Origin of the sequence: Mycolicibacterium wolinskyi str. Jessa 2025 (assembly GCF_049241375.1) — a bacterium.
Classification (GTDB): domain Bacteria; phylum Actinomycetota; class Actinomycetes; order Mycobacteriales; family Mycobacteriaceae; genus Mycobacterium; species Mycobacterium wolinskyi.
This window is the reverse complement of record NZ_CP185960.1, coordinates 3,932,034-3,952,159: the sequence shown is the minus strand read 5'-3', so window position 1 is coordinate 3,952,159 and position 20,126 is coordinate 3,932,034. Positions and strand designations below refer to the sequence as shown.

The following is a 20,126-nucleotide window of genomic DNA, read 5'->3' as shown; positions in this document are numbered from 1 at the left end:
GACACGACCTGAGTTATTCGTGACTCATAGGTTCAATGAGATTTACTATGTAAGGATTTAGCCGGCTGAAGTACTGCATGTAAAGGGGAAGCGAAGTCAGGATGCTGTAGCTCAGGCTATCGAATCCTTGGGGGACGGGACAAAGGTCCGACAACTTCGATCTCCACGCCCCCATATTGCGAGGCTTGCTCATTTCGCTCTCATTAAAGAATACTAGGACATGCTCGACTCCACCGTTTCTCCAATCTTCGACTAGATCGTCGAACTTGGCGGAGAAGGTTGTAGCTTCATCGACAAACGAGTGGATTATGACTACAACATCACCATGTGCATGGAATACTTGGGACTCAATCCGGAAGTCAGTGTCCTCGTCGTAGCCATACTCGGTAAAGATGGGCGAGGTCCATTCATAAGTCGAATAGAGTTTGCCTTTGACGATGGTAATCGTCCCGTTTCCAGCATCAATAACATCGGGCGATACAGGCTGCTCCGCGAGTTTCTGAAATCTGTATGTATTGAGAAGGTCATGGACGATACTCTCGAATAGTGTAGCGTCTGGCTTGTGGAAAGTTGTCCGTAACGGATCGAGTCCATGCCCGAGTGCCTTACCGCGGAACAGTGGGTGGTCGATACGTAGGCTCTGGTGCCGTACCATTTTCTTCAGTGCATTTTCAATGGTTGAGCTGGCCGCTATACGTAGCGTGACGGTTTGTTGTGCCTCCGTCGTCATCTCGCGTAATCTCTGAGCGCCAATTTGTTCGTCCACGAGGACACGTACATCCTCAAGGTAGTATTGATCAACAGTCGCGACATATGCGACCAAGTAGACGGGCTCCGGCGCGCTATACCAGTAAGCAACATGATCCAGGCTGAGTCCTTTGACGGGAATATAACTCGCCTTGGCGTAGGAGTCAGCGGTAAGCGATGCCGACTGGATTCCTTTGCACTGCATCCAGACCCGCTGCGAGCCTAAGTGCTTTTCGGATGATTCGCCGGGCTTGTAGAGGTGCACTCCAAGGTCCAGTGCCGCGACGTCTTTCTCATAATCAATTATGGCACCGTGTGGGGAAAGTATGGCCTTTAATTGATATAAGTATTGATCCTCAAGTATGTCTGCCGCGCCAATCTTGATTTCGTAGTCGGGGATTATCTCGTAAGCCATGTTATTATTATCGCACGCGATAATTGTTGTCATGAGTTATCCGACACCTCCAGTAATATTAGTGTCATGACGGCTGCGTTTGACGGCTACGTAGCCAAGCACGTGCGTGTTTGTGCGTGCTCGTAGTTGTGTGATAACAGAGGTCAGAGAGTGTCTGTCGCTTAGCATTTTGCTCCTCTTAAGCAGGGTGTCGAGGGTTCGAGCCCCTCCTGGCCCTCCAGAGATGATTGATGTCCTGGTGACAACGGATTCGGCAATTGACGGCTGAATTTGACGGCTACGGGCACTGCCATCGGATGTAACGAGTAGCGCTTGACCAAGTCGGTCGAGCGCTGTTTGTTGTGTGGCGGCGTTTGCGTGTTGGTAGATCTGCTGTGTGGTTGAAATGTGGGCGTGGCCGAGAATTAGCTGCGCATCGCGTGCTGGCACGCCGAGGTCTTTGAGCAGGGTGGCGGTCATGTGCCGTAGATCGTGGACGCGTATGCGGCGCAGTCCAGCCCGTTCACGAAGCGCGTGGAATGCCCGCACGAAGTTGCGCGGCCAGAGTGGCGAGCCGGCGGTCGTCGTCACCACCAGATTCCATGTGTTGGCTTCAGCGTTTTGTCGCGCTTGATGTCGTGCCAGCACCGTCCGCAGTATCGGTACCAGTGGCAGGTCGCGCTTGCCTGCACTGGTTTTCACCGGACCGACCTGGAGCTGTCCGCCGATCTGTTGGAGTTGTTGGCGGATATGAATTTCGTTGCGGTCCCAGTCGACATCGCTCCATCGGAGGCCGAGCATTTCACCGCGGCGCAGTCCGAGGATCATCAACAGGAGGTAGGCCGGGAACAAGGCGTCGTTTCTGGCTTGTGCGAGGAAGCGTGACGCTTCAGCGGCAGTCCAGGGTGTGCGGTCCTTTTTCTCCCATGCGGGGAGTTCGACCAAGCGAGCGACGTTGCGGGTGACCAATTCTTCGCGCATGGCGCGGGTGAGTGCGGCGCTCAGGACGGTTCGTGTGGCGCGCACCGTTCGAACCGAGTGGCCGTCGGCCAGTTGTCGGTTCAGGATCATTTGCAGTTCGGCGACGGATAGTCGCAGCAGCGGCTTCATGCCGAGTCGGGGTTTGAGGTGGTTTCTGATTACTGACTCGTAGAGTTCAATTGTCCTTGGTCGCAATGTGAGCGGTGCCACTTCGCGCATCCAGTAGTCAAGGTATGCCGCGATTGTCCATGATCGCTCCGGTACGGGCACGCCGCGCTGCGAGGTGGCCAGATATTCGTTCAACCGCGTGTGGGCTTCGCTTCGCGTTTTGCCGTAGACCCGTATGCGGCGGCGCCCTCCGCTGGCGGTCGGCAGGTATGCGGCGCCTTCCCATCGCCCGTCTTTTCTCCGGTAGATGGTGCCTTCGCCGGTCGGTCGCCGCCCCGTCATGGGGCTTCTCCAGCGTGGCGCAGGGTGAGGACGAAGCGGTCGATTTCGGCGCGTGCGACAAAGCGGCGGCGGCCAATTGTCACGGTCGCGAGACTGCGTTGGTGGATAAGGCGGTAGAAACTCCAGCGGCTGATGCGAAGTTGGTTGCATGCTTCTGGGACCGTCAACAGTTCCTCGTGTCGATCCGTGAGTTCGAGCTGTGACAGGTAGTGCGCCAACTGCGTGTCATCGAGCGCCTGGCCGTCAGCAAGTCGAAGTGCCGATTCGCCAAGAATCCGGAGGAGCCGGCGTGTTTGGGCGTCAAGGCTGGCAGTGTCAGAGGGGCTGCTGGCCCGGTGTTGCTTGATGTGGTCGGTGTTCATGCCGGCAGCGCTCCTTCCTCCGCTGAATCGCTGCGGGTATCTGGCGGAGGCAGTTCGACTTCGTTGTCGGCGATGAATGGCAAGGGTGCGGGCAGGTGGCGCAGGTGGTGGTGTTGGACGAGGCCGGTTTGTGTGAGTCGTCGCCCGATGGTGGTTTCGCTGACTTGGAAGGTGTCGGCGAGTTCGCCGGTGGTGCGGATGCCGTTGTCCCACAGGGTTTTAAGGAATGTGCGCGGTACGAGCAGGCAGCCGGCGAAGTAGTCGGCGACTTGTTCGGCTTGGGCGTCGGGGCTGGTGCGGCGGGTGCCGCGGTAGAGCATTGTTTGTCGGCCGTGGTCGATGATGTGTTTGAATTCGTGGGCCAGGGTGTAGCGGATGCGGGTCGGCGATTCGGCGCGTGAAAGCTGGATGACCCAGACTTGGCGGTTGGCGTCCCAGAAGCTGGCGCCCCAGACGAGCTGGCCGATGTATTCGACGGTGATTTTGGGTAGGTCGCTGATGATCTCGGTGGGGACGGGTCCGGCGGTGACGCCGCGCAGTTTGAGCAGCCGGTTGGCTTGGCGTTCGGCGATGCGCAGGGATTCGGCGAACGGTATGCGTCCGTGCGTGGGGATGAGGCTGCGCAGAGTGCCCAGCACGCTCCTGGTTGTTGGTTGTTGATGCTGATCCACGTACCCTCCTTCCACCCTGTGGGGTTGTTGTCTCGTTTGTTGTTCGGTTGCTATTCGTCTTCGCCGTCGACCGGTCCGCCGCGCTGGTCGAAGCTGATGCCGTAGCGCCGGGCGACATCGGTGAAGTGGGCTTCGATCTCGTTGACCGCGGCTGGTGGCAGTTGGCGGTATTTGGTGCGCAGGTAGGGGCGCATGGTCGGCAGTTCCTGCGCGGCTACCCAGCCGGCAGCGGCGAACAGGTCGCTGGCCGGGATACCGAGCGCGTCACCGATTGCCTGCAGTGTCTCGGCCTTGGGGCTGACGGTCGTGCCGGTCTCGATGTGCCAGACCGTTGCGACATCCAGACCGGCGCGCCGTGCCAGTTCGGCAACGCTGAGTCCCAATGCTTGTCGCTTGCGCATCACGATGTCAGTCAGCCGGGTGTGCTGTTTCGGTGTCATTTGCGTTGCCTCCGTTCATATTTCCCATTTTACGTCCGTTCATTGAATTGGTTCAATGCCAATTGACAATTTGACAACGTAAATCCATTGGCGGACAAAGGATTCCCTTTCCTTCCTTTGCCTTGCAGGTGGTCAGGTGCTGCTGTCGAACACCCAGACCCCGCCGCTGGGATCGGGCGTCACGTAGATGGCACCGGATAGCGTCATGTCGCGGGCCATGGCGGCGGTGTCGATGCGGGCGTAGGGCTGTATGGCCTCGGGCAGTTTCTCCAGTTCCTCGGTGTAGCCGAGGTCGTCGGCGACCTGTTCGGCGTAGTCCTGGACGGAGTCGTAGTGGCCGAGGTAGGCCTCGGCGAAGTCGTCGAACCGTTCGGGTTCGGCTTCGTGGACATCAGCCCAGGCTGAGAAGGCGTCGCCATGTTGGCGGATGCCGCGTGCGATGCGGGCGACCAGTTCGAGCGAGTCGTATTCGTGGATGCGGCAGACGCCGAACTGTTCGTAGTCGTGGATGGCGAATTCTTCGGCGTCGGGCTGGCGTGAGGTCGCCAGCATCGCGGCGACGTCGGCGTGCAGCTGGGCGGGGTCGCGGGCGGCGTCGATCCATCGGCCGTGCAGGACGCCGTTGTTGTAGTCGGCCAGGCTGGCCACATAGATGGCCGGCGACGGTCGCGGCTCGTTGTCATGTTCAGGCCCGGTGTCCGGCTCGTGGTCTGGATGCGGTGTGGGTGGTTGGTCATGCATGCTCACCTCCTTTCGTGGCATTGGTTGTTGTCGGCCCGGGCGGGAAACAGCGAGCGCGGTTGGCGCTCAAGGCTGTTCCCGCCCGGGACCGATGAGAGCAGGCCGTATCCGGCGCTGCTAGGTGGCATCGCCTCCCTTCTGAGTGCGGCGCACGGGCCGCGCTCCCTCAGCACCGCTGCTCGATGCGTCGGCATCGAACAGGGTGGCGATGGCCTGCTGGCGGGCCGCTGCTTCACGCTCGATTTCGGCGCGTGCGGCGGCTGCCCGGCTTTTGAGATCGGGATCGTCTTTGGCGCGAGCGATGTGCTCGGCAATGGCGATCTGAATCTCGTCGGTGATCGTGCCCTCGCGCAGCTGGGCAATGAAGCTCAGCTGCGCGTGCACGTCCGGCTTGAGCCGGATGCCAAGGGTTTTAACACCCTTGACGGTGTCGTCCGGTGTGGACATAGCGACCTCCTCGGTGCGCTGCGGCCGGTAAACGCGGGCTGCGTTTACGGGGACGGCCGCATGACACCGACGAGGCCCCGCACTCATGCGGCAGCCTCCGCGTCCGTGGGCTCATGGCGTGGACCCGACCGGTTCTCGGCGATCCGCTGCCGGGCCAGGGCGGCAAAGTCGGGGTTGAGTTCGATGCCGAGCCAGTCGCGGCCGAGATTGTCGGCGGCGACGGCGGTGGTGCCGCTGCCAATGAACGGGTCAAGCACCAGTCCGGGCTCTGGGTCCGCGCGGCAGTCGCATGTCGGGCCGAGCGCACCGCGTACCGCGGTGGCGCCGAGCGTGCGTACGAGGCGACGGCGCCAGGGACGGCGGCAGGTGTGGCAGCGGGCTTCGGGGCAGCCAGCGGTGATGGCGCGGGTGGCGAGGGACAGCGGGAAGGTGGCGTGGTGTCCGCGGTAGCCGGCGGTGGCCATGGTCCAGACGTCGCCGGGATTCTTGCCCAGCGGGTGGCCGACCCGCCCGGCGGCTTTGAGCGCGTCCAGGCCGGTGGCGGTGTCGCTGTTGGGTCCGCGCCAGCCTTCGGGCGGCCGGGTGACCGTGTACGGGCGGCCAAGGCGGGAGCGGTGCGGCACGCGGATGGCGTCGAGGTCGAAGAAATAGCACGGTTGTTGGGCGAGGACGTAGACGTATTCGTAGGTGGCGGCCAGCCGGTCGGTGACGCTGATCGGCATGGGATTGGGTTTGGCCCAGACGATCTTGTTGCGCAGGATCCAGCCTGAGGCGTGCAGCCGCAGCGCCAGGCGCTCGGGGCCCAGCAGCAGGCTTTTGCGCGGCGCGCCCTGCGACGGATGGCTGGCGTAGGTGTCGCCGAGGTTGAGCCACAGGGTGCCGGTCGGGACCAGTACGCGGCGGGCTTCGGTCAGGATGGCTGCCAGCCGCCCGACCCACTGTTCGACGGTGGGTTCCAGGCCGATCTGGTTGTCGTGCTGGTAGTTGCGCAGCCGGAAGTACGGCGGACTGGTCAGCACCATGTCGACCGACGCGTCGGGCAGACGGCGCAGCTGATCGAGCGCGTCGCCGACCAGAATGTCGCCGCGCGGCGCGACAGTGAACCGAGCGCGGTTCATTGCTGACCTCCGTGCTGCAGTGTCGGGATCAGTTGCTGGGGCGCGATAACGCGGAACAGGCGCGGCGGCAGGGTGCGGTCGGCGGCGATGGCGTCGCGCAGGGCGGCGCGGCGGGTCTCGGCCTTGCCGGGGTTGCGGTGGGTGACGCTCCAGATGACAACCGGGAAGCCGCCGCTGTCGTGTTGTTCGATGCCGCTGCGCCGGTAGGCCTCGTAGTCGTGGCATTTGCGCAGCAGCGTCGGCAGGCTTTCGGTGCCCAGGTCGACCTCGATGAACCAGGCGCGCACCAGGTCTTCGCCCGCGCCGGTCTCGGCGGACAGGTCGGCCTTGAGGAGCTGCGCTGCGCCACCGGCCCCGGGATAGCGCCGCCACGCGGCCGGTTCGACCGTGCAGGCCTCCAGCTCCAAGGCACCGCGGCGGTCCGCCCCGATCAGCTCGAGGTGGGTGTCGGCGACGGCCAGCCGGTGGCGCACGAACCGCTCGCTGGGTTCGCGAGGCCGCCGCGCGGTGCGGCCGGTGCGGCCGCGCAGCAGTTGGTCGCCGACGACATCGACGTAATGGATCATGCCGTCCGACCCGGCGCGCACGCCGCCGATACGCCGTTCCAACGCGCCGAGCAGTCGCCACTCCCGCAGGCGCTCCAGGGTGCGGCGGGCGATGCGCGGACCGGACGTGGCGGCATGGTCGGCGAAATGCAGGACCGCGATCTGGCGGCCGGTCAGGAATTGGTGTTCGGCGACCGACCGCAGGATGGCATGGTCGCGGTCGCTGAGACGCGACGCGAGGGCAGCCAGGTCGGCGGATCGGGTACGGTGCGGCGCGGCGGACGGTGTGGTGCCCCGTGGGGCACCATCATTCGCCGACCCTAACCGGTCCGCTACGGAATCTGCCTGCGGAGATTGAGGGGCAATGGCTGCTGCGATCGGGTGAGCGATCGGGTGACTGCCGGTCGTCGCTTCGCCACCGCCCCTTCCCCCAACCCAGTGCTTCGTGGTATCCGGCACGGTCATTGCGCTGCCCTCCGACGGCGCGGCTGGCCGATCTCGCTGTCCGGGCCACCAGTGGTGGCGGTGTCGAGCAGGGCGGCAAAGCCGGCCTCGATCTCGTCGAGCGGTTGGCCGTAGCGCTGCAGGCTGCGGCGGCGGATGTCGTCGGGGTCGCTGGTCGGTTCGGGCGGGCGGCGGGTAATCCCCGAGGCCCAGGGCTGCACGGTGTTATTGCGGACCAGGCTGGCGTAGACGTGGTGGGCGGGCAGACTGCTGAAGTCCTCAGGCGTGAGGACGGATTGGCCGGCGGCCATGTCCTTGGCGTCCCCGGCGTGCAGTTGAAAGCAGATCCGCGAGCGGGCGTTGTTTTTGAAGGCGTCGAGCATCGCGGGCGGCAACTGTTTTTGGTACTGGTGGGCCAGATGAAAGCCAGCGCCCAGGCTGCGGGCGGTCGCCAAGGCGTCACCCAGGTCGGTGGGCAGTTTCAAGTAGTCCTGGACTTCGTCGATGTAGATCATCACCGGATCGCGGCTGGCTTCCGGGGTGCCGGCGCGTTCGCGGATGGCCTGCCACAGCTCGGCCAGTACCAGCGCGCCGAGCAGCTGGGCGTTTTCGGGGCCGAGGACCCCTTTTTGCAGGGGCACCAGCAGCACCTTCTTCTCCCGCAGCACTTGGCGGACATTGAATTTCGGGTCACGCTGGGCCAGCACCGCCCGCAGCTGTTTGCTCAGCAGCGGGCGCAGCTTGTTGCTCAGCGGCGCGACCGTCGAGGCCAGCGCGTCGGGCGACAAACTGTCGAACCACTGCCAAAACGGCCCGGCAGCGAACGGGTCGTCGCGGATCGCCTGCTGGGTCAGCGAGCGGCGAAAACCCGGATTGGTCAGCAGCAACGGCAGCATCACCAGCGAGGCGTCACGGCGACGAGCCAGCACCTCCAAGCAGTTGCGCAGGATGTCAGACGAGCGGGGGCCAAGACTGTCGCCGTAGAGCACCTTGAAGGTGCCGAACAGACCGTCGGCCACCACGTCGGAAGTGCGGCCGTAGCGGTGGCGGCCATCGAGCGGATTGATCCCGACCGGCGCTTCGGACAACGGATCAAGCAGCACCACATCGTCGCGGCGCTCGGCCGGGATACGGGCCAACACATCGGCGACCAGGTCTTTGGGTTCGATCACCACCACCGGACGACCGGCCGTGAGGTCCTGCACGATCAGGTTAAGCAGGGCCGTGCTCTTGCCGACGCCGTTGGGGCCGATGACCCAGGTGTGGCGCAGCGCATCGGTGACGTTGTAGCCGATGGCCGAGGTGGTGCCGGGCGCGCTGGCGTCGGCGATCACCCGGACACCGGCCGCCACTGCCGGGGTCGGCCGGACCGGGCGGGGGTGGCGCGGCGGCTGCCCGGGAAGCGGTTCGTCGCGGTCGTTGATCGGCCAGCCTGACAGCCGCGCCACTTCGGTGACGGTCAACGGCTGCGACGGGGTGAACCCCGACCAACTGGCGCGCGGCCGGTTGAGCCGGTCAGGCTTTTCCAGCCGCAGCCGCAGGTGCACACCCGGCGCTTCGACCGTCCCGATAGCCGCCGCCAACCCGAGCAGCAGCACCCGGCGGCGCTCAGCCGTGGCCGCGTGCACGCCGATGCGCAGCGTCGCGGCAAAGGCGTGCTGGCTTAGCTTGCGTACCAGCGCCTGGCGGGCCTCGCCGTCGCGTTCGACTCGGACACCGTGCAGCAGTTTTGACACCACCGGTTGATCGGCGCGCTGCGGCCGGGTCGGAGCCAGGCGGGGCTGGCGGCGCGGGCCGAGCACGATCTGGATGGCGAGCCGCTCGCCGCGCCCGACGCTGGTCAGGGCGTGCAGGATGGAGCGGCCCGAGGCCAGCGCGTCCGAGGGCTCCAGCGGCCGCGCGGTGGTGCTCAGGCGCAGCCGGCGGGCCGTGTTCACCCGTTGCCGGTCGCCGGGATCGGCACTGGTGACCACGGCTCCGGCGACCAGCTGTTCGACGGATCGGCGCACCGCTTGGGCGTGGCGCAGTTGGCTGCCCACCAGATATTCGACGCCGCTATCGTCGGCGCGGGCCTCCAGAATCAGTTGCGGTGCATGCCGTTCAGCGGCCCAGTGGCGCAGCAGGCCGAAGGCCGTCAGTTCGGGCAACTGCTGGAGGAAAAACAGCTGCTGCCAGACCAGCGAGCCCGCATGCAGGGGCGTATCGGGTGGCTCAGTCATCGCTCACCTCCGCAGGATCAGCGGCGGCGGGCGGATCGGCCGGTGGCTCGGTCTCGACGGTCAGCGCGGCCTGGTCTGCCTTGGCTTCGGCGTCCAGTTCGGCTTCGCGCAGGGCGAGGGCGATGACGGCGCGGCTGAGCTTGCGCAAGTCGGGCGGATCACGGCGGACACTGCGAACACTGATGTGCCGCTCGGCTTTTGGCCGTCCGCGCGTGCCGCGGCGATAGTTGGGGCGTCCGGTTTTCGACATAGCTGTCCTCCTTTCTGAATTACGCGATTTGATGACGATGAAGCTTTGAACGAATTCAAAGCGCGTCGGGACTTACTATCGTTTGAATTGATTCAAAGCTCAATAGCGTTGGCGCATAACACAACACCGACCGGAACGAAGGCTCTCGGGAACAAATCGCACTGTCTCACCACCGATCCCGCCATGTACGAAATACAACAACCGCGCCGATCACCAGCCCGACAAGCGCCGCGATCCCCACCACCAGCAGCAGCGTCGGCAAGACCGCTTCAAGCAGCGAGGCCGCGCAGTAGAGGGCGAACGCGGCGATCAGCAGACTGACGCAGCCCCCGACCAGCCGGTCCAGCCAACCCCCGCCCCCGCTCATAAGGTACCGCCGTGGCGCAGCTCGTCCAGCAGCCCGTGATCGAAACCAGCTGTCACGCAGCCGGTCACGAAGCGGCGTTGATCGAGCGGGAAGCGCTGCGCGAACGCCTGCACGTAGGCCTGTCCGGTCAGATCGGCGTGCAGCAGCCGCCACACCAGCGACCCCCGGGCGTGTCCGGCCGCTTCGAGTTCGCCGAGGTGCCACAGCGACAGCTCCAGCTCATCGACCAACCCGAAATCAAGCCGGCGCCGGACGTGATTGACGTCGTGCCAAAACCGCAGCGCCCCATTGACTTCCGGACGCCGGTAGATCACATCGTCACTGTTTTCCGACGAGATCGGCAGCGGGCAGCCCGTCGCGAGGCTGCGGGCGTACGCCGCGGTCAGCGCCGGATAGCTGTTCGGCGCATCCGGCACCAGCACGTAGCCGAACCCCACCTCGTCTTCCGTCTGCCGGGCCGCCTGCTCGATGAACCGGCCCAACACTTCGCTCGCCTCGGACAGCTCACCGCCGCTAGCCGCCTGGCGGTCATTGACGGCGGTCACCTCCCGGCCTCCACCCGGATCTGCCGCTCCGTGGCGGCATAGCTCCGCACCACGCGTACCAGACCAGGCAGCGCCGCCACCAGGATGGTCACTGCCACACGGCATTCGCGGGCCCAGGAGCGGACAGCGGAACGATGTGCCAGCAATCGGTCCAGCCCGACCAGCACCAGGGCGTAGACGGCATAGGCCGCCACGCAAACAACGATCAATGTCAGCAGCGGGCTCATCACGACGGCCACCGTTCCAGCCAGCCCAGCGTGTCCCCGGCAATCGCTGCCAGGTGCTGGTGCACGTGCCCGGTGCTGGCCGGAGCCATGTCGCGGTGCACCGAGACCACGGTGTGCAGATCGGCCAGCGCCGCCGTGATGATCTGGACGGCCCGGCGGGCCACATGTTCGGCGACCACCGGGTGGTCACCTTTCGGGACGACGCTCCGCTGCTCGTGCGGACGCCGCGACGGGCCGGTCACAGCCGACCAATCGCGCTGGCGACGCTCATCGTGAACTGGTCCACCAGCAGGTTCGTCCGTTCGGCGACGCGGGGATCACCGCCGGACTGGCACTCAGCCTCACGGCTGAGCGCACCGACCAACTGGACACCGATCATGGTGACGAAGCCTTTCGCCTCGACATAGGTAGCGGTCGCCAGGCCGCGGGTCAGTTCTGCGTTCTGCAGACGACTCAGTTGATTACTTTCGTTGCGCGAAAACCCGTCTGGCGCTTCAAAGGCCAGGCTCGTGGACGGGCGGAGTGATGGGACTGACATGGACCTTCCTTTCGATCTCGACCGACGCGGAATGTCCGCGTCGGTCCAAACCGTAGGATTGGATCGACTCGCTGTCGTGAAGAAAAAGTGATAAGACGGCCATGGTGGATCACGGCACGCGCGATTCTGCGCTACTTGAGCAGGTACTGGCGGAGCTGAAGCAACTACGTGCGATGAAGGGCTCGCTGCGTCCGGAATCGATAGTTCAGTTCCCGTCGCTCTACGGCCTTGCGTCCCAAACAAATGCCATCGACTGCTGGAGATGGCTTGACGAGATGGCGCGCTCCGGGACGCGCCGCAACCACTTCATTGAGGCTGCTCGGCTGTCTATCTTTGGCGAAGGAGCCGATGTGTTGGCGCGGCTGACCAACGCCGGTGAAGCTCTTGAACGGGACCAGCGCACGATTCGAACCTGGAGCGATCGTGGGTTGCCGGAACTGGCGCAGACCCTGGTAGATGCGAGCTATCTCGCGGGGTCGCGTGCGATGCATTTCGTCGATATGCAATGGGTGCCCGACATCGCCAGCCCATCGGGCTCGGCGCTGCGCATCTTTTGGTGTGGTCACGAGTACCTCCGCGGCGAAGGTATCGGGGTGTATACGTGTAATCCGTCACTTACCTCGGAGGAGGACGACTTCACGTCACTGGGTGAATGCTTGAGTCAGCTGAAACCGACCTGGCAGGAGCTGATTCCAATCCGCGGTGCCTTCACCGTGTACTGCCGTTTGTACCTTCACCTGCCGGCTCCGAGTCCTTCAGACGGCAGCGTCCTGACCTTCAAATTCGGCAAGCAATCAACACAATTCGTACGGATCACAAATCTGCCCGAAATCCACGGATACACGGTGCGGGCCTCGATCTACAGGCAGGGGGTCAGTTTCTGGTTCGACCGCGATGTCGGTCGAAGCGCTGACGATTTCGATTGGGGCGCACCGATTTTAATCGGCAGCGATGTCTCTCGCGCAGCTGGCGGATGAGAAGCACCAGACAGCGACCACAAATGCGATGTCGACCCCTGTACTGTCCGAGTTGCGGATCCACAATCTTCTCTTGCGCGCAGCACGTGAGAGCTCCGTAGACATCGTCATAAAACCGCGCGATGGTGTCTTCCGGCGACGCCAGCTGCAACCATGTCTCGCGGACCGGAAACCGTCTCGATGCCGACGTGCACGCGACTGACCCGCGAAAAACGAATCCGTAGGGGTACGGGTACATTCTTCGAGTCAATCGACGGTTAAGATGTTCGTCGATCATTACTGCAACGAGGTTGAGTCGTAACGCTGCGTGGGACGACGGATGAGAACTGCGAGCCGACTGTCTTGCCAAATAGTGCGCTGTAGGCAAATCGCGTCCAAGCGGGTTACGAGCGGCGCAGCAATCATGTCTGTAGTAGCCAACACGCGTTCGGTGTACTACAGTGATGGTTCCTCAGGCAGACTGCGTCATGGATCGGAAGTTAATGATGCTAGTCGAAACACCGTTAGAGTTATGTCTACGTCTATGTCTAGATACTAAAGGGACGCACTCTCGTCTCATATTTTATACAGCATACGCCTGCACACTTCATGTATCCCTACGCTAATATGAGCTGAGGTGGGTCATTACCAGAAATAGGCTATTCTTGTTTGGTTCGGGGAATTTCGCACTGGGCGGAGTTCTAGGCATCCGAGACCTCGGCGATACGACCGATATCGTGTTAGTTACTCGGACTCCGCGCAGCGAGAAATCTCAAAAGCAGATTGACGCTATCAGAACACAATCAGGGTATTGCGTCAAACCGGAGGGCGAAGAGCATTCATTCTTTGTTCCAGTGGAGCATGTTCTGTTCTTTGATAATGAATCCGATTTCCGCCGATTAACTGAGCTTGTGCGCGACACCGGGGTCGTAATAATCGGGACATCGGTGGGCAAGGGTCCTCAACCAGAAATTGCCGCGCAGATTGCCAGGCTTATTAGTGCGCTCGGCGATCTCGACGGCCCTCCATTCGTAGTCTTTCGATTCGAGAATGAACTGGCAGCATGTTGGGATGAGGAGACGTTTACCGACGCTGGACGTCGCATATACATGCCTCAGCTGGTAGTTGACCGGATATGTCGCAACATGGATGTTGTGTTTGACTCGGAGTCAGGTCGACCGACACTGTTGGTCGAACCAGAGTCCTACCGGCGTATCGATTGTGCACTTCCGGATTTCGGCAGCGAGTTGAGAGGCTGGACTGAACAGATTCGTCATTTCGTCGAAAGCATGCAAATTCGTGTACAGACAGATATTGAGTCCTACAGTCTTCTGAAGGCATGGAATATCAACGGCGCCCAAGCCGTATTATGCGCCTATGCGCAATACGCTGGGTACGAGGAATTGCAAGACTATTTCGGCGGGATAGAACATAGCAGGAACATCCTCGCCAACATATGCGAGGAGTACCTCGAAGCCTCCCTCGCACTCTTGCCGGAAATTCCGGAGGATGAAGTAATCGCGTTTTCAAGGTCCAGTTTCAACCGACTGCTGTCTGCCAAAGATCGAGTCGGAGGAATCCTTCATCAATGGGAATCCGACATCACCGCGCACCAACGAAAGTTGGAGCGACGAGTGGGACTAGTGATTAGCTACCTCGACAGCGTAGACCGAGTCGTGGTAGCTCGGGGGTACAAGCTACTGGTCGATCCGCCCCCCAAATTCCGGCGGCTTCTTGAGTAGGTACTTCAGTCAACGACGACGGGTTATTGAGATTGATCTTTAAAAAACTGCCCCTTGCTCGCACGAATGCGGGCGATGAGGTCCAGTCGCGCCGGCGGTAGCGACGAAAGGTCCGGCGGGGGCAACTCCTCCGCGTATTGGAGGATTCTCGCGGCGCTCTCGCGGATCGCGGCCGGGATATCCGAAACAACCACAGCTTCCGACTCGGTAGGGTCAGTCGGTACCATGGGCCGGTCCTCCTCGTTGCCTGAGCTTGGCGTTAGGTGCTCCAAGTAGACATGATCTCCGTTAAAGTTTCTAGGCTCCATGATAACACTTACCAGACCGTTACACAACCGTAACCTTTCATGTAATGGTTATCTGGTGGAATTTAGCCATGCGGATTGATCTCATTTATAAAATCCCATTCGAGTCCGTGTTCGCGTTCGAGAAAATCGAGTGAGTTAAATAGTTGTCCGGATATGTGGTAAATATCACGCACCACGTATGTCAGTTTGTCGTGTAACGCTACGGTCACGCCTAGCGCTTCACGAGGAGTGATTCGAAAACGCACCGAGAGATTCATAACAAACCGCATAATATGGTTTGGTACGTCAGCGTACTCAACCTCTATACCGACGCGTGACAAGCTCTTGATGCTGAAGAGTTGAGCCGCAAATATGCCGACAGGCGTGGATTCTTGCACACAGATTGTCTGAAACTTGGCGAAGTGGTCATGGTGATGGCAGCGTTCGGTCGCCGTGCTGATTAGACGATGGTGATCGAGTCCCAAAATCTTGAACGATGCGGGTCTGTGACGTGCCCTTGCCAGCACTGGACTTTGCATGTGAAGAAAAACTTCACGCAACGCCCAATAGTCGAACAGCACGAACGGCCTCTCGTTCTAGGCTAGGAGCCTTCAACCTGAAAATATATGCGCCACATCGCGAATCATGGCTGGCGATAGTCGCCGGGTAGTAGTTTTTCTGCCGTCGGTCGTCGCCTTTCATCTGGTACAAGTAGAAGGCCGAAACCGACGTCGACTAGATGCATTTGGGTCCGAGGTCGGAGGCTAAACCTGTCGACTATCATGCGCGGAAGGGGCACTCGAATATCATCATCGAGTTCACAAGCCAGAACTCCATCAATTAGGTCATAATTTGCGGTCGATGGTTGCGCGAGGTGAGTCGTAAGCGACCGGAGCTGCCTCTTGAATGATTCGGCGGGTGATTCGACTGCTTCGTCCTCGCCCGTGCTTTCACTCTCGGCGCTCACTTACCATCCTCGTCTCCGATAAAATCATACAAGTGCAGATGAGCTTTGATAGCGTCGATTGGATGGTTGTACGGGTCGATTGTTCCGTGAATTACTAGGACCAGCGCATCGGGGTCCCCGCTTCTTTTCAAGATCTTTGACAGAGCAGACAACGACATTGCCGCAGACTGCATAATGCTGAGTCCGGTGCTTTCACTTATCTCCTCGACCAGTCGCGCAGTTTTGCTGTTGACCTGCCGAATTATTTTCTGTCGAATATCGGGTTCGAGTGGCGCGTCGCGCGGACGTTCGCGATATGCGGACTGCGTTCGGATGTACTCGGCGGTGTCACCGAGTCGGTCGTCGTCGCGCGGTGTCGACGTCACTTCGCGCCAACCAGCACAGGGGGACGCGATTTGCGGCTCATGATTGGCCTCCTGCTCCAGGTGCGGATCGACACATTGGTCGGATTTCTATGGGGGATGCTGTGTCGATGACAGACGACATCTCTTCTCCATCTCGAAAGTTCGAATGCGCAGCGTATCGATTGTATGTGAAGTGAAGTGACGGAACACGCTATCGAACCTGTTCCCTAAGCGGCTTCGGTGATCGCGGCTGGCGTGCCGCCCTTTGGCATGCCGAACCAGCGGACCTTGGCGAGTCCCCGTTTCTGAGTCCGTTCTTGGAGTCGGTTGGTGTCATTCACAGCGGTTGATGATGTCCGTCATGGTCCGGTGCCGCCGCCCTGGCGGGCGCGTGCCAGAACACGATGCCCCCGTTACCGAGACGAAAATGCGGCAGGCCTACTTCGCCCAGCCGTCCTGGCGGTGGATTCGCACGCGATGATCACGGCTTCGCAGGTGACGATGCGATCGCCGTGGTCCGCGTATCGCTGATATAAGTCGTGATTGGTTGATTCTAGGCAACGTTTCTGATGGAGCTAAGCATGGATAGAAATGCAGCGGCTTCACCGGAAAGCCACGCGTCGAAGTTGCGCCTCCGCTTCTGCGCGTAGTAGATGCGGCCGCGACGGATATCAAGAACGGCCGGGCGGCCATGGCTAGATGGAAACATCTGCTCCATTATGCGGACGGCCGCCTGCACTGCGTCGCGGGAAAGTTCGGCCTCCTTGAAGTACGGCCAAATTAGAGTTGTGTCGGTGCGCTGCTTCCAAGTGAACTGCGGCGACACACGCACGTCGAGTCCTTCGGCCTGCCAGTGCTGCGGCAAGGAGAACACTGCCAAATTCTTGCCTCGACGCCAGCGGGTCCAACCGGCTTCGAGCGCCTCGTAGTGCGTCCGGCGGCGCGGAGAGCATTCGGCGGCGGCCCGCTGGACGCGACGAACATCGTCGGCATTGGCGATGCCTTCAGCGATGGCCAGACGGATCTGTCGGTAAAAGTCACGGCCGGGCTCGTAGCTGCCGAACTCGTTGTCGATGACGTTCTGCACGGCGGCGATCCGGCCGCTGGCAGTGGCTGTCGCGAAGTCAACGAAGCCGCCCAGGGTGATCTCCGTGGCGAGTGGTTCGGTCATCGACCTACCCTTTCGGGAGATACGGGACCGTTACATGTGCGCTCTCTCGCATTACCCTGCGTGTCGGCTTGCGCGATGGGCCGGCTGGCACCCGGTTTCTTGACGTCGGATTCGCCACCCGGATTCGGCGCGGCATGTCGTCTATTGAGCGTCTTGCTCTTCGCCACGAATGTGCTCCTTGCACTGATCGGCACGGTTGTTCCGTCATGGCGAAGTCCAAGGTCGGGCAATCGGCGGGTTGCCGTTACCCCCAGCGCGCGCTGGTGTTACCGTCGAGGTCTGCCCTGGCAAGCAGCCAAGAAGGTTCCAGACCAAGGACTCCGGTCCAGGCCACCTTGGTCTGGACTTCTTGGATCATATGTCCTGGTAACGACGAAATAGCGGACCTGCAACGGCTCGGACACCGAGTCGCTGGGGATAGCCTGTAGATTGCCCGCGCTCAACCGGGGGATAGATATCCATACATGCAGGTCAGCGGACCGACTACTGAGAGTTACATCAGTGTAGTTCGGTGTGCATAAATTCCTGGGACGCCGAGTCGCGTCGGCGTGTCGCGCGATTCCGCTTGCGAGCGGTTTCGCGTGCTCCGGCCCATGAGCCCTGTGTGTGCCCCTGAACGATCAGAAGAGGAAGAAACCCACGCGAATCAAGACATGTGCTGCCAGAAGTTCACGTCCATGTCATTCCGCAGGACCCACCTCATGGCAGCTCCTGCGGCTGGCCATTCAGCAGAGCCGCTACAACCGAGTCGAGCCGGTAGTGGTCGTATTCCGCCTCGATGCCTGCTACCCGGCGACGTGCAACGTCGGTCAGATACCAGTACAAGGTGCGCGATCCGTCGGGGCCGTGTTGCTGTGCCAGACGTCGTGCGTCGTCAATCGGAAATAGCCATGCCAAGTCCCGGGACAGGTCGACACCGGCCAGCCACTGCGCTTTGCATGCGTCCGGGAAGATCCACGCCAGCGTTGGATGACCGCTACCGCCGGCTGGTGCGGGGTTGAGCACTGATTTAACTTGAACTGTCGCGGCTTCCTGAGCGCCGGGCACGTACATCACCAAATCGATGCCAGAGTCGGTGGTGAGCCGAGCGCTGTCGATGCCGCGCTTGAGTAGCTGGTACTGGATGAACAACTCGCCCGCGGCACCGATGGCCTGCGTTCCCAGTTTCGCCGAGGTCGTCACGGCCGGTTCCCTTCAATCATGTATCGAGACAGCGCGTGGTGCGGGCCGTCGAATCTAGTTCGTGTCGTTGCGGGAGAACGTCTTTCGATCACGTTCGCGCGGGCTGCCGGGGACATAGAACTTGGCAAACCAGGGCTCGGGCCGGTTCGAGATGGCGGTCGGTTTCTGCAGCAGCAGTGGGTGTCGGGGTGTGGTGTTTCGGCGGCGGCCTTCGGCTTCGCGCATGCGGTTGCGGAAGTTGAGGTGGTCGAACACTCGGATTGCTTCGATGGCGTAGGCGATGGCGACGCGTTGATCCTCGATGACGATCAGGTGGTCGCCGTTGTTGCGCTCACCGGCCGGCGAAAAGTTGCTTGACCCGGTGTAGACCTTGGCCGTTGGCTTGTCGAAATCGATGACGACGAATTTGTGGTGGATGTTGATGCCTTTGCCGCCCGACCATTCTGATTTGAATGGCTCGGGGGCATGTTCGGACAGGTAGGCGAAGTCCACCAAGCCGGTTTCGCCGCCCGGCTTTTTGATTTCCATCCCGCCGCTCTTGTTGACCACGCCGTAGCTGAAAAGCGGCTTGTCCATGAGGCGGTCGAGGGCCTGGCGCACCGCCCCGGAGGTGGTCTGGTTCATGAAGGCGAACGAGTACAGCACCGAGGAGGTGGCCTGGTCGATGTCGCCGCCCACCGGTGCCAGGGATAGTTCGGGCTGGGTATGGGGGGAGAAGCACAGTCGCACGGTGGGCCGGTTGGGGTGCTGCACGGTGTGCCAGACCTTGGCGAAATCGGTGGCGGCGAAGCCGGCCATGTCGGTGAATGCCAACGCGAACATGTCAGAGAACAAGCCGGCGATGGCGGTATCGGTGAAGACGTACATGTTGTTGGCCTGGATGTAGAGGCCGCGGAACGAGAAGTTGGTCGAGCCGCCGAGGACTCGGTGCGGTAGGCCGTTGCGATGGGCGATGAACACCTTGTTGTGCTGCAAGTTTTTGAAACGGCCGCGGTGGACGTTCTTGGTGCCGGCGCTACGCCGCAGCCGAGCTGCGGCCTTGGTTTCGGCGCTGGCGCGTTCGCCGTGTTCGGCCGAATCGTCGATGATGATGCGCAGCCGGGAGCCGAGTTGTTCAAGGCGGCCGACGATGTCGGGTTCGTTGAGGTCGTAGGCCATCGCGTCGATGGTCACGGCGTTATCGGCGATGGCGTCGTCTAGGAACTCGAACAGCAGCTTGGAGGCTTCAAATCCGAGCCATTCATAGATGTTTTCGCCTCGGCTGGCGATCTCGGCTTTGCGATCGGCGAACGCCAGTCCTTGGCTGGCCTCGGCGGGCAGCAGGTCCTCGTTGGCCAGTCCCAACGAGACCTTCTTGTCTTCAAATGCTTGCGATGATGCGAAGTTTCGGGCGAACCCGATATCGAGGAAGCCGTCGATGGTGACGGGGCCGAGGTCGATCGGCAGTTCGATCTGGAGTCCGGCGACGAGCTGGTCGTCGCTGGGCATGTGCATCTTGGTGATCCGGTAGGTGTAGAGGCCGGGGCGCGGCTGCCACGGGAAGTGCACCCACCGGTAGGTCTGCAGCGGGGCTTCGGTGGTGGGATGGGTGCGGTCGCCGTTGACCGGATCGGCTGGATTGAACGACAGCCGATTATGCAGTGTTGCGAACTCGGTGCCGCCTGGCTCGCGGTACGCGACGGCGAACCCGACAAAATCCGGTTCGGGGTCATCGACGTCAAAGCCCAGCAGACACATCGACTCGCCGCGCCAGAGCCTGACCCGGAAACCGGCAACCTCGTTGAAACTCGACGTCGCGTTCATGACCGAGCCCCCATCCCCGCCGAGTGCCGCAATCCGCCGTACTCGTGCTGTCCGCCCCTACGACTGGGGTCAGGATAAAGTCACCGGCGCGATGGGCCGCGTGAAATCACACAACAGCTCGGTTAACGGTGGGAAAACAGCGAAATTCGTCGCCGGCTATCTCGATGATCGCGTTCGTTGTCCCGGTT

At 61.7% G+C, this 20,126-nt stretch carries 23 protein-coding genes; 2 read left to right on the top strand and 21 right to left on the bottom strand.

Features of this window, described 5'->3' with window-relative positions; translation table 11 throughout:
- Positions 1 to 13: 13 nt before the first annotated feature.
- The 16 genes from ACOI2T_RS19470 to ACOI2T_RS19395 all read right to left on the bottom strand — a co-directional run bounded on the left by ACOI2T_RS19470 (position 14) and on the right by ACOI2T_RS19395 (position 11,486).
- Positions 14 to 1,162 carry a hypothetical protein gene (locus ACOI2T_RS19470; RefSeq protein ID WP_409504989.1) on the bottom strand — a complete coding sequence of 383 codons (1,149 nt, stop codon included), beginning with the start codon at positions 1,160 to 1,162 and terminating at the stop codon, positions 14 to 16.
- 36 nt (positions 1,163 to 1,198) lie between these two features.
- Positions 1,199 to 2,572, bottom strand: coding sequence for a tyrosine-type recombinase/integrase (locus ACOI2T_RS19465; RefSeq protein WP_409504988.1), 1,374 nt, complete (start codon positions 2,570 to 2,572; stop codon positions 1,199 to 1,201).
- Positions 2,569 to 2,934 carry a helix-turn-helix domain-containing protein gene (locus ACOI2T_RS19460; RefSeq protein WP_409504987.1) on the bottom strand — a complete coding sequence of 122 codons (366 nt, stop codon included), beginning with the start codon at positions 2,932 to 2,934 and terminating at the stop codon, positions 2,569 to 2,571. Before ACOI2T_RS19460 ends, ACOI2T_RS19465 begins: the two co-directional genes overlap by 4 nt.
- Entirely contained in the window at positions 2,931 to 3,605 is a 675-nt protein-coding gene (locus tag ACOI2T_RS19455; RefSeq protein ID WP_409504986.1) for an ImmA/IrrE family metallo-endopeptidase, read from the bottom strand. Before ACOI2T_RS19455 ends, ACOI2T_RS19460 begins: the two co-directional genes overlap by 4 nt.
- A gap of 50 nt (positions 3,606 to 3,655) precedes the next feature.
- Entirely contained in the window at positions 3,656 to 4,045 is a 390-nt protein-coding gene (locus ACOI2T_RS19450; protein WP_409504985.1) for a helix-turn-helix domain-containing protein, read from the bottom strand.
- A gap of 132 nt (positions 4,046 to 4,177) precedes the next feature.
- Positions 4,178 to 4,786 carry an antirestriction protein ArdA gene (locus tag ACOI2T_RS19445; RefSeq protein WP_409504984.1) on the bottom strand — a complete coding sequence of 203 codons (609 nt, stop codon included), beginning with the start codon at positions 4,784 to 4,786 and terminating at the stop codon, positions 4,178 to 4,180.
- Between the two features lie 117 nt (positions 4,787 to 4,903).
- Positions 4,904 to 5,233, bottom strand: coding sequence for a hypothetical protein (locus ACOI2T_RS19440; RefSeq protein WP_409504983.1), 330 nt, complete (start codon positions 5,231 to 5,233; stop codon positions 4,904 to 4,906).
- Between the two features lie 83 nt (positions 5,234 to 5,316).
- Positions 5,317 to 6,351: a DNA-methyltransferase gene (locus ACOI2T_RS19435; RefSeq protein ID WP_409504982.1), complete on the bottom strand. Its 1,035-nt coding sequence runs from the start codon at positions 6,349 to 6,351 to the stop codon at positions 5,317 to 5,319.
- Positions 6,348 to 7,361 carry a replication-relaxation family protein gene (locus tag ACOI2T_RS19430; RefSeq protein ID WP_409504981.1) on the bottom strand — a complete coding sequence of 338 codons (1,014 nt, stop codon included), beginning with the start codon at positions 7,359 to 7,361 and terminating at the stop codon, positions 6,348 to 6,350. The genes ACOI2T_RS19435 and ACOI2T_RS19430 overlap by 4 nt, the downstream gene beginning before the upstream one ends.
- Positions 7,358 to 9,559 (bottom strand): type IV secretory system conjugative DNA transfer family protein, encoded by a 2,202-nt coding sequence (locus tag ACOI2T_RS19425; RefSeq protein ID WP_409504980.1) that lies wholly within the window; start codon positions 9,557 to 9,559, stop codon positions 7,358 to 7,360. The genes ACOI2T_RS19430 and ACOI2T_RS19425 overlap by 4 nt, the downstream gene beginning before the upstream one ends.
- Positions 9,552 to 9,809, bottom strand: a complete 258-nt coding sequence (locus tag ACOI2T_RS19420; RefSeq protein WP_409504979.1) for a hypothetical protein — start codon at positions 9,807 to 9,809, stop codon at positions 9,552 to 9,554. Before ACOI2T_RS19420 ends, ACOI2T_RS19425 begins: the two co-directional genes overlap by 8 nt.
- Positions 9,810 to 9,975: 166 nt before the next feature.
- Entirely contained in the window at positions 9,976 to 10,176 is a 201-nt protein-coding gene (locus ACOI2T_RS19415; RefSeq protein WP_409504978.1) for a hypothetical protein, read from the bottom strand.
- Positions 10,173 to 10,721 (bottom strand): hypothetical protein, encoded by a 549-nt coding sequence (locus tag ACOI2T_RS19410; protein ID WP_409504977.1) that lies wholly within the window; start codon positions 10,719 to 10,721, stop codon positions 10,173 to 10,175. The genes ACOI2T_RS19415 and ACOI2T_RS19410 overlap by 4 nt, the downstream gene beginning before the upstream one ends.
- Positions 10,718 to 10,948 carry a hypothetical protein gene (locus ACOI2T_RS19405; RefSeq protein WP_409504976.1) on the bottom strand — a complete coding sequence of 77 codons (231 nt, stop codon included), beginning with the start codon at positions 10,946 to 10,948 and terminating at the stop codon, positions 10,718 to 10,720. The genes ACOI2T_RS19410 and ACOI2T_RS19405 overlap by 4 nt, the downstream gene beginning before the upstream one ends.
- Complete coding sequence (locus ACOI2T_RS19400; RefSeq protein WP_409504975.1) at positions 10,948 to 11,127, bottom strand: hypothetical protein; 180 nt, start codon at positions 11,125 to 11,127, stop codon at positions 10,948 to 10,950. Before ACOI2T_RS19400 ends, ACOI2T_RS19405 begins: the two co-directional genes overlap by 1 nt.
- A gap of 59 nt (positions 11,128 to 11,186) precedes the next feature.
- The gene (locus ACOI2T_RS19395; protein WP_409504974.1) at positions 11,187 to 11,486 is read right to left on the bottom strand and encodes a hypothetical protein; all 300 of its coding nucleotides are present in this window, start codon (positions 11,484 to 11,486) and stop codon (positions 11,187 to 11,189) included.
- Positions 11,487 to 11,587: 101 nt separating this feature from the next.
- Here ACOI2T_RS19395 and ACOI2T_RS19390 point away from each other — a divergent pair, with 101 nt between their 5' ends.
- Entirely contained in the window at positions 11,588 to 12,463 is an 876-nt protein-coding gene (locus ACOI2T_RS19390; protein ID WP_409504973.1) for a hypothetical protein, read from the top strand.
- 644 nt (positions 12,464 to 13,107) lie between these two features.
- The gene (locus ACOI2T_RS19385) at positions 13,108 to 14,184 is read left to right on the top strand and encodes a hypothetical protein (protein ID WP_409504972.1); all 1,077 of its coding nucleotides are present in this window, start codon (positions 13,108 to 13,110) and stop codon (positions 14,182 to 14,184) included.
- 370 nt (positions 14,185 to 14,554) lie between these two features.
- Here ACOI2T_RS19385 and ACOI2T_RS19380 read toward each other — a convergent pair whose 3' ends face one another.
- From ACOI2T_RS19380 to ACOI2T_RS19360, 5 genes are all read right to left on the bottom strand, one after another.
- A complete protein-coding gene (locus ACOI2T_RS19380; RefSeq protein ID WP_409504971.1) occupies positions 14,555 to 15,052 on the bottom strand; it encodes a hypothetical protein in 498 nt (165 codons plus the stop codon).
- Between the two features lie 382 nt (positions 15,053 to 15,434).
- Positions 15,435 to 15,803: a hypothetical protein gene (locus tag ACOI2T_RS19375; protein ID WP_409504970.1), complete on the bottom strand. Its 369-nt coding sequence runs from the start codon at positions 15,801 to 15,803 to the stop codon at positions 15,435 to 15,437.
- Between the two features lie 532 nt (positions 15,804 to 16,335).
- Complete coding sequence (locus tag ACOI2T_RS19370) at positions 16,336 to 16,953, bottom strand: hypothetical protein (RefSeq protein ID WP_409504969.1); 618 nt, start codon at positions 16,951 to 16,953, stop codon at positions 16,336 to 16,338.
- A 699-nt stretch (positions 16,954 to 17,652) separates the two neighbouring features.
- Positions 17,653 to 18,135, bottom strand: coding sequence for a carbohydrate kinase family protein (locus tag ACOI2T_RS19365; RefSeq protein ID WP_409504968.1), 483 nt, complete (start codon positions 18,133 to 18,135; stop codon positions 17,653 to 17,655).
- Positions 18,136 to 18,189: 54 nt separating this feature from the next.
- The gene (locus tag ACOI2T_RS19360) at positions 18,190 to 19,938 is read right to left on the bottom strand and encodes a phospholipase D-like domain-containing protein (protein WP_409504967.1); all 1,749 of its coding nucleotides are present in this window, start codon (positions 19,936 to 19,938) and stop codon (positions 18,190 to 18,192) included.
- Positions 19,939 to 20,126: the final 188 nt, after the last annotated feature.